Source organism: Ruminococcus sp. CAG:379 (genome assembly GCF_000434255.1).
Classification (GTDB): domain Bacteria; phylum Bacillota; class Clostridia; order Oscillospirales; family Ruminococcaceae; genus Ruminococcus_F; species Ruminococcus_F champanellensis.
Map to the genome: position 1 here is coordinate 76,695 of NZ_FR894912.1, position 12,449 is coordinate 89,143.

The following is a 12,449-nucleotide window of genomic DNA, read 5'->3' on the forward strand; positions in this document are numbered from 1 at the left end:
TGAGGAGGACGGCCTGCTTGGGGTATGTGTCACCATCGATCACGGCAATGGCATCGTCAGCCGCTACTGTAATCTGAACAGCGGCGTCACCGTCACCGCCGGAGACGAGGTCAAAGGAGGCGATGCAATCGGCGCTGTAGGCGATACGGCGGAAATCGAAAGCGCCGATCCCTCCCATCTGCATTTTGAGGTATACCGGGACGGAATATTCATTGACCCGGTGGCATATATTCAAGGCAAAGCAGAATAAACAAAGCCGGCAGGTGCAGCGGATGCGTCTGCCGGTTTCTTGTAATACATGCGTTTGGAAAAAATGCTTGCATTTTTTGAAACAGTATGTTATAATAGAATCACTATTTTGGGGTATAGCCAAGCGGTAAGGCAACGGACTTTGACTCCGTCACTCGCTGGTTCGAATCCAGCTATCCCAACCATATACACCGGGGCTCACGCATTTATGTGGGTCTTTCTTTTTTGCCCGAATCTAAGGTCGTGTTGACACTAAGGTAATATGCCCTGCTACACATTCATACACCACATGGGATTTTTTTCAGATTCAGAAAAACTTTCCGCTGGAACGGTTGCATTTTTATATAGGGCATGTTATAATAAGATGTGGAGTCAAGTGCGAATCCCAAAAAAGAAATAATCAAAAGACAAGGGGAATTTACATATGGCAAAACGACGTCGCGTCAGATGGGATCGTATCCTCGTTGCTGGGCTGATCCTGCTGTTCCTGCTTCTACTCATTTTCGCCCTCTATTCCTGTTTCAGCCAGGATGAAAGCGGAAACGAGGAACCACAGAACACCACTGCAACACAAGCGGAAATCACCCAGCCGGTAAAAAAATTTACCGTCACCCTGGACGCCGGACACGGCGGCAATGACGTAGGCTGTCACAACGGAGATGAAACCCGCCTGGAAAAGGATGATAATCTGGCAATCACTCTGGCAGTCCAGAAGGAATTGCAGAAATTCCCCAACGTAGAGATTCTGATGACCCGTTCGGACGACACATTTATTTCCCTGGAAAATCGCTGCAAGGTGGCAAACGAAGGGCACTCGGATCTGTTCATCTCCTTCCATCGGAACAGTGCCACAGAAGGCAACGGCGTGGAGATCTGGATCAACGAAAACTCCGAAACGGGAGATGCTCTGCTGGCAAGCAATATTTTGGCTGCGCTGGAGCGGGTGGGTGTCTCCAAAAACCGGGGCACCAAGGAAGGCTATCGGGATGCGGACGGCAAGAATTACTATGTCAACCGGCACACCGACATGCCCAGCTGTCTGACGGAGCTTGGTTTTCTGTCCAACGAGGAGGATAACACCTACTTTGATACCAAGCAGACGGAATATGCCAAGGAAATTGCACAAGCCATCATCGACACCGGCAAGCAGCTGAACCTCTATAAGGAGGCAGCGCCTGCCCAGTCTGAACCGGCAAGCACAGAAGCCACTACATAAACCACGATCCCCGCATGCAAGTGTGGGGATTCCTTATATACAAAGGAGGGAACGGGCGCCGGCTTGTATGAATCTCCGGATTCTGCGCACCCTAAAGCTATGAGTAAATTATCGAAGGAAGCAAAAAAACGGCTGCTGATCGTAGCCGCATACATCATTACCACCATCGCCATCACGCTCCTGCTCTTACCCTGGATCCGACAGCTTTCCACCAATGACGGCAGGATTGTCATGAAGCAGCGGGTGGAGTCCTACGGAGCCTTTGCCCCGGTGATCTACATTCTGCTGCATGTGTTTCATGTGATCATTGCCTTTGTGCCCGGTGAGCCAATTGAACTGCTGGGGGGCGTGCTGTTCGGTACCATCCCCGGCACCCTGTACGGTCTGCTGGGTGTCATCATCGGCACTGCCATAGTGTTCCTGCTGGTGCGGAAATTCGGCAGACCTCTGGTGGGATACTTTGTGCCGGAGGAGAAGATCAAAAATCACCGGCTGTTCCAGGACGAAAACAAGCTGGAATGGGCGGTATTCCTTCTGTTCTTTATTCCGGGAACCCCGAAGGATCTGCTCACCTACCTGGTGCCCCTGACCCGGATCAATCCCACCCGGTATCTGCTGATCGCCACGCTTGCCCGGATCCCCTCCATCCTGTCCTCCGCCTATATCGGCAGTTCCTTCGGGCAGGGCAAATATCTGGTGAGCCTGATAGCATTCGGCATCACCGGCGGCATCGGACTGATCGGTATGCTTATCAACAAGCATATTGAACGCAAAAAATAGCATGAACAAGGCAAGTGTTTCCGCTTCTGCGAAAATGCTTGCTTTTTCTCTGCTTGTATGCTATAATATTCATATCTTACTGTGTTTTCTCACATTAGCACTCTAAAGCGGATACTCAAAGGAGGTTTCACTATGATTTGTGATCTGCATTGTCATACCAAATTATCCGACGGCTCTCTCGGCATCGAGGATATCATTATGCAGGCAAAGCGCACCGGCATCGACTTTTTGTCCATCACCGATCACGACACGCTTTCGTCCTTCTCCAGAGCAAACATCTTAGGCGAACGTTACGGAGTCCGTATCATCCAGGGCGTAGAGCTTTCCGCATGGGACAAAGCCCGGAACAGCAAGGTACATATCCTCTGCTATGCACCAAAAAAGCCGGATCGGCTGGAAGGACTGTGCCTGAAATCCTGTGAGATCCGGAAGGCATGCAGCAAGGAAATGGTGGAAAAGGTTATGGAGCGGTTCCCCATCACCCTGGAAAGCGTTATGCGGCATGCTACAAGCTCCAAGAGCATCTTCAAACAGCATATCATGCGGGCACTGATCGACTACGGCTATGCCCTGGAGTTTTACGGTGAATTAAACGATGAGCTGTTTAATCTGGAGAATGGATCCTGCCTGGTAGAGCGGGAATATCCGGATGTAAAATTTGTACTGGATCTGATCCATTCCGCCCGGGGCGTGGCTGTCATGGCGCACCCCATGCTGTACCGCAACGTAGAGCTGCTGGTGGAGCTTGCGGAAATGGGCAAGATCGACGGCGTAGAGGTGGATCACTACACCGCAAACGAGGCACAGCGGGAAGAGCTGCGGAAGATTGCGCAGAAGTATAATCTGATCGTAACCGGTGGCTCCGATTTCCATGGACTTTACAATGCGCAGCCCACGCATCTGGGCAGCAACAGCACCAGCAAGGAAAATCTGGATCGGATCATCAAGCTTGCCAACAAGAAGGAGGCATAATCCATGAAAATTTCTTATCAGCCCCACGGCATCTGTCCCCGCCGCATCGACATTGAGGTGGAGGACGATATCGTACAGAACGTGCAGTTTCTCGGCGGCTGCAACGGCAATACCAAGGGCATCAGCAGTCTCGTAAAGGGCATGAAGGTGGAAGATGTCATCGACCGGCTCCAGGGCATTGACTGCAACGGCAAGGGCACATCCTGCCCCGCACAGCTGGCAAAGGCTCTGGAAGAAAACTTTACATGAGATCCATTCTGATCGAACGCATCCTCCCCGCACTGCTTCTGTGCGGGGCGCTTGTGTTTTTGCTGCCCATGTTCGCAAGGATCATCAACGCCGGAAACCTGCTGGGATTGGGGCTATGCCTGGGAGGATTCCTTCTGTGGTGCTTCAAAACACCGCTGCATCAATGGTATATTGCCCACGGGGAGCAGCTCTGGTTCCGGATTACCAGCCGTACAGTTCTGGGACTGTGCCTGTTGGGAGTGCTGCTGGCGGTGGGTCTGACCGGTGGCATGCTGTACGGGGCATACGGCAAACGCACGCAAAATGCAGACGTAGCCATTGTGCTGGGCTGTAAGGTAAACGGCACCCGTCCCAGTATCATGCTGCAACAGCGATTGGATGCGGCTTACGCCTACTGGACGGAGCATCCGGACTGTCTGCTGGTGGTATCCGGCGGCAAGGGCAGCAACGAGGACATCAGCGAGGCTGCCTGCATGTACCAGTACCTGACGGAAAAGGGAGTGCCAGCTGACCGGATCTTACAGGAGGATCGCTCCACCAGTACCCGGGAAAACCTGCGTTTTTCCAAAGAATTGCTGGTAAAACAGGGCTGCATGCCCAAGGAAATCGCCCTGGTCACAAACGAATTTCACCAGCTGCGGGCAAGCATGATCGCCAAGAACTGCGGCTGGACTGTCAGCAGCATCCCGGCCCATACACAACCCTGGCTTATCCCCACCTACTGGGTGCGGGAATGGTTGGGGATCCTGCACCATACCCTGCTGGGAACGGAATAACAGCGCTCCTCCTTCCAATATATAAAAAGCCTATCTGTCGCTTTGCCTTTACTTTTTGTCGGATCCATGCTATACTGGTCGTATCCGAATGAAAAGGAGCATACTATGAAAAAACATTTCTGGCTGCTGGCTTCAGCCCTCTCCATGCTGCTGGCAGGTTGCAGTGCCCAGGAGGCAAAGCCCGTTGACGCTGTCCCTGCAGCAGAAGCATCCACCACCGCAGCAACGGAACCCGGCACCACCGCTGCGAATCGCACCACCACTGTCACCACATCTGCCACAACAACAGAAACCACTGGGACGGATCCGGCGGAAACCACGGAAACAGTGGCTGCCACGGAACCCCCAAAACGGCAGATTTCTCCGGAAACTGCCGGTGCAGTAGAGGTATACGAAACCGTCCGGCTGAAGGACTATATCACGGCGCCGGATATCCGGCTGAAAAACGGCAGCGACTGGCTGGACACCTCCAGAACCGGCACGTTGGAGCAGACAGTGGAGTTTACCTACAACGGGGAATCCTACAGTCAGACCATCCGGTACCAGGTCGAGGATACCACCCCTCCTCTGCTGCTCAACGGCGGATACGGTACGGTGATCCAGACCGGAAAATCCTTTGATCTGAACAAATGCGTGGGTTTTGCGGATAACTACGACAAAAAGCCCCGGCTGACCTATACGGGAACGGTGGACACCTCCCAGCCGGGCAAGTATCCCATTACTGCAACTGTTACGGATTCCGCCGGGAATCAAACCAGTTGGGATCTGACTGTGACGGTGGCGGACAAGCTGCCCACCTATACGGACGATAAGCCACGGCTTGCCTTTTCAGACTTTGCCGATGCATACGGAGGTGCAAATAAACGGCTTGGGATCGATGTATCCAAATGGCAGGGAACGATCGATTTTGAAGCTGTCCGGGATGCCGGCTGCGAGTTTGTGATTATGCGGATGGGACACAGCCGCAGCGGCATTGAAATGGACGAATACTATCGTGCCAACATGCAGGCAGCAAAGGCTGCGGGTCTGGACGTGGGAGTATACTTTTACACCACTGCCAACAGCGAACAGGCTGTCCGCAAGGAAGCCCAGTGGATCGCCCGGAACCTGGATGGCGCAAAGCTGGATTTTCCGGTGGTATTCGACTGGGAAAGCTTCAGCAATTTTCAGAAGTACAGCATGAGCATTCACGACCTGAACCAGCTGTTTGAGGTATTTGCAGAGGAAATGCAGGAACAGGGCTACTCTGCCATGCTGTACGGCAGCAAAAACTATCTGAACAATTTCTGGTATCCGCAGAAAAAGCACCCGGTATGGCTTGCCCATTACACAGATCAGACCGACTATGCCGGAGACTATGCCATCTGGCAGATGAGCTGCCGGGGACGAATCCCTGGCATTGCAGGAGATGTAGACCTGGATATTCAATACATGGACATGCCCCTGGAATAAGCAAAACAGCCTGTAGAAGCTTCTACAGGCTGTTTCTTTATAAAAGTAGTGCCCATCTCATAAGACAACATCGTACAAGAGATGAGCGGTGTTGCCTCACACTTTGCAGTACTGCTCCAGTACGGTTTTCAGTGCGCTTGCACTGGCGCTATGTATTTTTGCCACCCGGAAATCCTGCTTGCTGGCCTTGTTATCCACACTGACCACCATCTTATGGGAACAGGTGTTGGTGAAAACCACCACCAGATCCGGAGATCCGATCTTCTGCTCAAAATTCACTGTCATATGGGTGAACACCTTGGATTTACAGTTATAGGAACTGCAAATCTGCTTATACCGTGTCACCATGCATTCATTGCCGCCTACCACTACTACGCTCATTGTTTCACCTCCTGTGCACGCAGTTAGCATATGCTTACTACATGTATCATACCATACAGAATGCATCTTGTCAAGAGGCTATGCAAAAAAACAGCCGCCCTATGGGACGACTGTCACATGCAGAACGGTTACGGAATCTCTGCCAACCGCTCCAGATTTACTTCATACATGGTATGCTCCCCTTCCCGGTACAGCACCACCAAGGGAGTCTGGGTAGCAAGGGTTTGCAGCAGCACCGCCGTCAGCGGCTCATCCATGCCACAGGCAGCCGCCAGCTCCGGCAGGGTCAGCCCCCGATAGCCGAACAGGGTGTTCAGCATCAGAATGTGCAGCACACGGAAATGCCGGTCATTTGGAAAGCGCTTGAGCAGCTGATTCCGGAAAAAGGTCATCTTCTCCAGTCGCTTCAGCAGAGATGCGTTCAGGCTCTCGGAGGAGGTGCGGATGATCCGCAGGAATCCCTCTGCAAACAAGGTCAGATCCCCACAGTTGCGTGGATCATTGGTCTGCTTGAACAGCTTGTAATAGGTTGACAATTCTTTCTTAATGGTATAAGATAAATGATAACCCAGCAGAGGGTTGAAATTCCACGCCAGATAGTAGCTGCTGATAAATCGATCCATTCTGCCGTTCCCATCGTAAAAGGGATGAATATAGGCAAAGCAATAGTGAAACAGGGCAATCCGCAGCAGCACAGGCAGCTGGGGATCATGCAGCATATCCAGCGCCTTGGTCATGGCGGACAGAATTGCACTTTCCGGATACAGCCCCTTGTGGATCTCCTTTTGGGATTCAGAATAAATGGATACGCTGTCCTTCCGGAACAGCAGCCCGTCCGGTGCATGATCGGCCGCATCCGCAATCACATCCGGCAGGCACAGTTCATCATACAATCGGCGCAGATCCTCACAGGTACGCAGCGGAATGGATTGTCGGTTCATCAGCTGCCGGTACTTTTTTACGAATCCCACCAACCGCTGCTCGTTCTTCACCGGCAAGTGATCCTCCACCAGAAGCTGGATCTCACGACGAGTGCTGTGCACCCCTTCGATCTCGTTGGTCAGCCGGATCTCCTCGATCACCGCCCAGGTGCTGTACTGCTGCTTAGCAATCTTTGGCAAACGTCGGCTGATCCAGGTGAGCTGCTTATCCAGTACATGAATTTGATCGATCAGACTCAGCAGCTCCGGCGTGATCACCAGAAACGCCGGCTTCTGATGCACATCAAATGCAAAATGCACCGTTGCATCCCCTGCAAACCGGCGCTGATACGCTGCCTGATATTGTTCGGGAGATTTATAAAATAGCTTGGAAAGCCCCTCGTACCCCATAGCGTTATCGGATTCCTTTCGTTTCTTCTTTGTAAGTATAGCATGAGACGCAAGAAATGTAAAGCCGGGAGGAAAAATTATAAAAAAAGCTTGACAAACCGGAGACGTTCTGCTATAATTTTATAGTATCCTTGCTCACACTCTGTGGTGAGCGAAATCCAAAAGGAGGTGTAACAACATGGCAAAGGTAAACGCAAAGTATGAGGCTATGGTCGTATTCAGTCTGGCAAAGGGCGAGGACGCAGTAAAGGAACTGATCGAAAAGTTCAAAGCTCAGATTGAAGAGAATGCGACACTGGAATCCGTTGACGAGTCCTGGGGCAAGCGCAAGCTGGCTTACCCGATCAACGATGAGCTGGACGGCTACTATGTGATCTACACATTCGAGTCTACTCCCGCATATCCCGCTGAATTTACAAGAAAAGTCAATATCACAGACGGCGTACTTCGTTCCCTGGTTACTGTAAAGTAATCATATGCACATTGGAGGTGCTTCAAAATGCTGAACAAGGTTATACTGATGGGCAGATTGACTGCGGATCCCGAATTGCGCCAGACCACATCCGGTATTTCTACATGCCGCTTTTCCGTTGCCGTTGATCGTCCCTACCGCAAGGATCAGGAACGACAGGCTGACTTCATCAGAGTCAATACCTGGCGGCAGACTGCTGAATTCGTTTCCCGTTATTTTTCCAAGGGGAAGATGATTATTGTGGAAGGCAGTCTGCGGAACAACGACTATACGGATGCAAATGGTGTTAAGCACTATTCCATGGAGGTTCAGGCTGACAACGTTTCCTTTGGGGAATCCAAAGGCGGCGGACAGCAGCAGGGCAATTTTGCGGAGCCGGTTTATCAGCAGCCCGCATACAGCAAGCCGCAGCAGCAGACAGCCCCTGCCCCCGCTCAGACTCAGCCTGCGCAGGAGTCCATCCAGCTTGGCGATCTGAGTGATTTTGAAGAGATCCTCAGCGACGGCGAAGTCCCCTTCTGACCATAACTCGAAAAGGAGGGTTATTATCATGGAAAGAGAAAGAAACTCCCGGGGTGGCAAGAGACCCCGTAAGAAGGTTTGCATGTTCTGCGTAGATCGTGTTGAAACCATCGATTACAAGGATATCGCACGTTTGAGAAAGTGCATGACCGACAGAGCAAAGATCCTGCCCAGACGGGTAACCGGTACCTGCGCATTCCACCAGCGTGAACTGACAGTTGCAATCAAGAGAGCAAGACATATTGCTCTGCTTCCCTACGTCAGCGAGTAAACCACAAACCGCATCTTCTTTTGAAGATGCGGTTTTCTTTTTCCAAAAACAGCTATGCTGCAATCTGAAGTAGATTATAAGTAGATTATACATTACATCCGCTCTTGCATTTTTCAGAAAAATCTGTTATACTAAATTGTATATGATTCTTTTGGAGGCAGATGTAACATGAGCGAGGAAAAAAACTTTCATAAAAAGCCGGAAACCCGCCCGGAGTTTCCCAAGCGGGCTGTGATCACCGGTGGCATGCCCTATGGAAATAAAACGCTGCACTTTGGACACATTGGCGGCGTATTCGTATTTGCAGATGTATACGCCCGGTTTCTTCGGGATCGGATCGGCGAGGACAACGTGATCTTCGTATCCGGCACGGACTGCTATGGCTCCCCTATCGCAGAAAGCTACCGCCGCAAATGCGCAGAGGAAGGCTTCACCGGCAGTATCAAGGATTTTGTCGCCGCAAATCACCAGGCGCAAAAGCAGACCCTGGACGACTATGACATCAGTCTGAACCTGTTCGGTGCATCCGGACTTGGCCGAACTGCCGAGATCCACAACCAGGTATCCGACCGTTTCATCCGTCGGCTGTATGAAAACGGGCACCTGACCCGCATTGCCACCTCCCAGTTCTATGACGCAAAGGCAGGCGCATTCCTCAATGGCAGACAGGTCGTCGGCAAGTGCCCGGTGGAAGGATGCAACTCCGAAAAGGGCTATGCAGATGAATGTGATCTGGGACACCAGTATATGCCGGAAATGCTCATTAACCCCAAAAGCACACTGACCGGCGAAACTCCCATTATGAAAAAGGTCACCAACTGGTACTTCAATCTGACGGAGCAGAACGAGCTGCTGAACCAGTATGTTGCCGAGATCCGCACCCAGAAGAATGTGCGCCCCCTGGTTTCCAAGACCATCGGAGAATTTCTCAAGCCCCCGGTGATCTATATCAAAAACGAGTTCCTGGAACAATATGAAGCCTGCAAGGATCAGATGCCGGAACACGAATTCATTGAGGAACCGAAAAAGCCCTCCTTTACGATCGCCTTCAAAAAGCTGACGGACTGCGATCAGGCATGTGTGGTACTGGCAGAACAAGGCATCCGGTACCGTACCGGCAAGACCCTTGTCCCCTTCCGGCTTACCGGCAACGTGGAATGGGGCGTACCTGCACCCCAACTGGAGGGTGAGGAGCCTTTGACCATCTGGGTATGGCCCGAATCTCTGTGGGCGCCCATCTCCTTCACGATGGCATACCTGGAGCAGATCGGTCACAACACAGAGGAATGGAAGGACTACTGGTGCTCCAAGGATGCGCAGGTATACCAGTTCATCGGCGCTGACAACATCTACTTCTACGGCGTGGCGGAAATGGGCATGTTCATGGCTTTACAGGGCAAGGACAACCTGACCACTCATCCGGCTGATGGTCAGATGCAGCTGCCCATCCTGGTAGCAAACAACCACATTCTCTTCCTGGACAAAAAAGCGAGCAGCTCCGGCTCGGTAAAGCCTCCTATGGCAGCAGACCTGCTGCACTATTACACCGCAGAACAGCTGCGGATGCACTATCTTGGGCTAGGCCTTGGACAGCGCAGCGTCAGCTTCCAGCCTAAGCCCCTGAACCCCAACGCAAAGCCGGATGAAGCAGACCCGGTACTGAAGGACGGCTTCCTGCTCTCCAACGTATTCAACCGGATCATCCGTACCTGCATCTACACCACCCAGAAATACTACGATGGAGTCATGCCGGTGGGAGAGGTTTCCGCACCGGTGCTGGAGGCTGCAAAAAAAGCCATTCTGGATTATGAACGGTTTATGTACCGGTTTGAGTTCCACCAGGCCACCTATGTGCTGGATACCTATATCCGCAAGGCAAGCAAGCTGATGGTCAAGCAGCTTGGAGATGCGGACAAAAAGGAAGACGCACAGCTTCGCCGTCAGACCCTCATTGATGTATTCCATATGATCCGTACCGCAGCCGTGCTTCTGCACCCCATGGCACCGGAGGGAACCGAGAAAATCCTGGAGTATTTACAGCTGGATAAGTCCTTCTGGAGTTGGGATCATATTTTTGAGCCTATTTCTTTCTTCTGCGGCGGACAGGATCACAAGCTGAAATTCCTGGAGCCTCGTGTAGACTTTTTCACCCGGCACCCCAGTCAATTTGCACAAAGCGAGGGCACGGAGCAGTAATCCCCCGGTATAACGATCAAAACAAAACGAAAAGAGGGTTCCCATGAGCACTATTGAAAAAAAGATTGCCGGGCTGCTGCAAAAATATGATGTACTGCTAGGCTTTCTTGCAATATCCATCATTGCCTTTCAGCTACGCTGGCACTTGTATCCCCATGAAACCGCTGACTACAGTTTTTTCATGAAAAGCTGGATTGCCCAGCTGATGGAGCATCCTGGTCTGTCCGGCATCGGGCAGAATATCGGAGAATACAACGTACCCTATATGCTGTTTCTTGCCATTGTAGGCAGAACTAGCTTCAACGACCTGTACGAGATCAAGAATTTATCCGTGCTGTTCGATTTTCTGGGCAGTGCCGCCGCTGTGCTGTTGCTGTCCAAAATCAAGGGCACAAAGCTGCTGACTCCGCAGAACTTATTGGCATATTCCGTACTGCTGCTGGTTCCCAACACCTTCCTGAATTCCGCGTTCTGGGGGCAGTGCGATTTCATCTACGTGACCTTCCTGCTGCTGTGTACCTACTTCCTGGTGAAGGAGAACTATCCGGCAGCCATGATTTTCTACGGAATCGCTCTGGCATTTAAGCTCCAGGCAATTTTCTTCCTGCCAGTGCTGCTGATTTACTATTTTGCCTCCAGAAAGGTAAATATTATGCACTTTCTGTGGATTCCCCTGGTGTTCTTCATTATGGATCTGCCAGCCATCATTGCCGGCAGAGGTCTCTCCGACACGTTGAACATTTACCGGGCGCAGACGGATATTTACAAGCAGCTGACTATGAACTGCCCCAATCTGTTTGTGTTCATGCCCGGTGATTATGACCTGTTCTCCAAGCTGGGCATCTGGACGGCATTTGCCATCTTCATGGTCTCGGCCTTTGTGATTGCCCGGCAAGGCATCCGGGACAATAAGCAACTGGTACTGCTTGCACTGTGGAGCGCCATGGTCTGCATCTATTTCCTGCCTGCCATGCATGAACGGTATGTGTTCATCTGCTGCATTTTCAGTATTCTCTGGGCATTCATGTACCGGAAGGACTGGTGGATCGCTGTAGGCATCAATTTTGTCACCCTGCTTAGCAGTGCAAATTACCTGTTCAAGGTGGATATTATGGAAATGAAATATCTGGCGCTGGCAAATCTTGTACTGCTTGGGGCTATCACCATACGCCTGTTCTTTCAGTATCCCGCAGCAGCGCCCACACCAGCCGCTGCCTCTACTGCGGAAGCAAAGCCGGACAGAAACGGGAAATCTGCAAAAAAGCATACTTAAAGCAAACCGCCTTCTGATACAATCTCAGAAGGCGGTTTTTGTATTGAAACACTTGCTTTTTGCCGGACAATGTGTTACAATATAAAAAAGATTTTGTTTATCCACATGTGAAGAGGTCTCGAAGTGGTCATAACGGGACTGACTCGAAATTTCGGCAGAAGCTGGGAATTTCGTCCCCCCGAAAACCCCTGCTAATTCCCGGTTTTCAAAATTTCAAATCGAATACTTTTATGTTTTCTCTCCTGCCTTTCTCTCCAAAGGATTTTTGAGTGCTTTTGAAACGACGAGAATGGCGGGCGGAAATAGACA

The 12,449-nt window shown here is 51.4% G+C and carries 14 protein-coding genes and 1 tRNA gene; 13 read left to right on the top strand and 2 right to left on the bottom strand.

Annotation, left to right across the window (positions count from 1 at the left end):
• The 8 genes from QVO51_RS08590 to QVO51_RS08625 all read left to right on the top strand — a co-directional run.
• A partial coding sequence (locus QVO51_RS08590; protein WP_288168037.1) for a peptidoglycan DD-metalloendopeptidase family protein occupies positions 1 to 250 on the top strand: 250 nt, incomplete at its 5' end.
• A gap of 109 nt (positions 251 to 359) precedes the next feature.
• Positions 360 to 434, top strand: a tRNA-Gln gene (locus tag QVO51_RS08595).
• 239 nt (positions 435 to 673) lie between these two features.
• A complete protein-coding gene (locus QVO51_RS08600) occupies positions 674 to 1,465 on the top strand; it encodes an N-acetylmuramoyl-L-alanine amidase family protein (protein WP_022358067.1) in 792 nt (263 codons plus the stop codon).
• Between the two features lie 99 nt (positions 1,466 to 1,564).
• Positions 1,565 to 2,245, top strand: a complete 681-nt coding sequence (locus QVO51_RS08605) for a TVP38/TMEM64 family protein (protein WP_022358068.1) — start codon at positions 1,565 to 1,567, stop codon at positions 2,243 to 2,245.
• Positions 2,246 to 2,377: 132 nt separating this feature from the next.
• Positions 2,378 to 3,217, top strand: a complete 840-nt coding sequence (locus QVO51_RS08610; RefSeq protein ID WP_022358069.1) for a PHP domain-containing protein — start codon at positions 2,378 to 2,380, stop codon at positions 3,215 to 3,217.
• A gap of 3 nt (positions 3,218 to 3,220) precedes the next feature.
• On the top strand, positions 3,221 to 3,466 hold the full coding sequence (locus tag QVO51_RS08615) for a TIGR03905 family TSCPD domain-containing protein (protein ID WP_022358070.1): 246 nt from the start codon (positions 3,221 to 3,223) through the stop codon (positions 3,464 to 3,466).
• Positions 3,463 to 4,242: a YdcF family protein gene (locus QVO51_RS08620; protein ID WP_022358071.1), complete on the top strand. Its 780-nt coding sequence runs from the start codon at positions 3,463 to 3,465 to the stop codon at positions 4,240 to 4,242. Before QVO51_RS08615 ends, QVO51_RS08620 begins: the two co-directional genes overlap by 4 nt.
• A 105-nt stretch (positions 4,243 to 4,347) precedes the next feature.
• The gene (locus QVO51_RS08625) at positions 4,348 to 5,694 is read left to right on the top strand and encodes a GH25 family lysozyme (RefSeq protein ID WP_022358072.1); all 1,347 of its coding nucleotides are present in this window, start codon (positions 4,348 to 4,350) and stop codon (positions 5,692 to 5,694) included.
• A gap of 96 nt (positions 5,695 to 5,790) precedes the next feature.
• On the opposite strand, the gene QVO51_RS08630 is transcribed toward QVO51_RS08625, so the two are convergent.
• Both QVO51_RS08630 and QVO51_RS08635 read right to left on the bottom strand, forming a co-directional pair.
• A complete protein-coding gene (locus tag QVO51_RS08630; RefSeq protein ID WP_015559094.1) occupies positions 5,791 to 6,075 on the bottom strand; it encodes a DUF2325 domain-containing protein in 285 nt (94 codons plus the stop codon).
• A 128-nt stretch (positions 6,076 to 6,203) separates the two neighbouring features.
• A complete protein-coding gene (locus QVO51_RS08635) occupies positions 6,204 to 7,406 on the bottom strand; it encodes a Fic family protein (protein WP_022358073.1) in 1,203 nt (400 codons plus the stop codon).
• 178 nt (positions 7,407 to 7,584) lie between these two features.
• Here QVO51_RS08635 and rpsF point away from each other — a divergent pair, with 178 nt between their 5' ends.
• From rpsF to QVO51_RS08660, 5 genes are all read left to right on the top strand, one after another.
• Positions 7,585 to 7,878 carry a 30S ribosomal protein S6 gene (rpsF, locus tag QVO51_RS08640; protein ID WP_015559096.1) on the top strand — a complete coding sequence of 98 codons (294 nt, stop codon included), beginning with the start codon at positions 7,585 to 7,587 and terminating at the stop codon, positions 7,876 to 7,878.
• 27 nt (positions 7,879 to 7,905) lie between these two features.
• Positions 7,906 to 8,400: a single-stranded DNA-binding protein gene (gene ssb / locus QVO51_RS08645; RefSeq protein ID WP_022358074.1), complete on the top strand. Its 495-nt coding sequence runs from the start codon at positions 7,906 to 7,908 to the stop codon at positions 8,398 to 8,400.
• A 28-nt stretch (positions 8,401 to 8,428) separates the two neighbouring features.
• Positions 8,429 to 8,671, top strand: coding sequence for a 30S ribosomal protein S18 (gene rpsR, locus QVO51_RS08650; RefSeq protein ID WP_015559098.1), 243 nt, complete (start codon positions 8,429 to 8,431; stop codon positions 8,669 to 8,671).
• 168 nt (positions 8,672 to 8,839) lie between these two features.
• Positions 8,840 to 10,867 (top strand): class I tRNA ligase family protein, encoded by a 2,028-nt coding sequence (locus QVO51_RS08655; RefSeq protein WP_022358075.1) that lies wholly within the window; start codon positions 8,840 to 8,842, stop codon positions 10,865 to 10,867.
• Positions 10,868 to 10,910: 43 nt separating this feature from the next.
• Positions 10,911 to 12,140 (top strand): hypothetical protein, encoded by a 1,230-nt coding sequence (locus QVO51_RS08660; protein ID WP_022358076.1) that lies wholly within the window; start codon positions 10,911 to 10,913, stop codon positions 12,138 to 12,140.
• Positions 12,141 to 12,449: the final 309 nt, after the last annotated feature.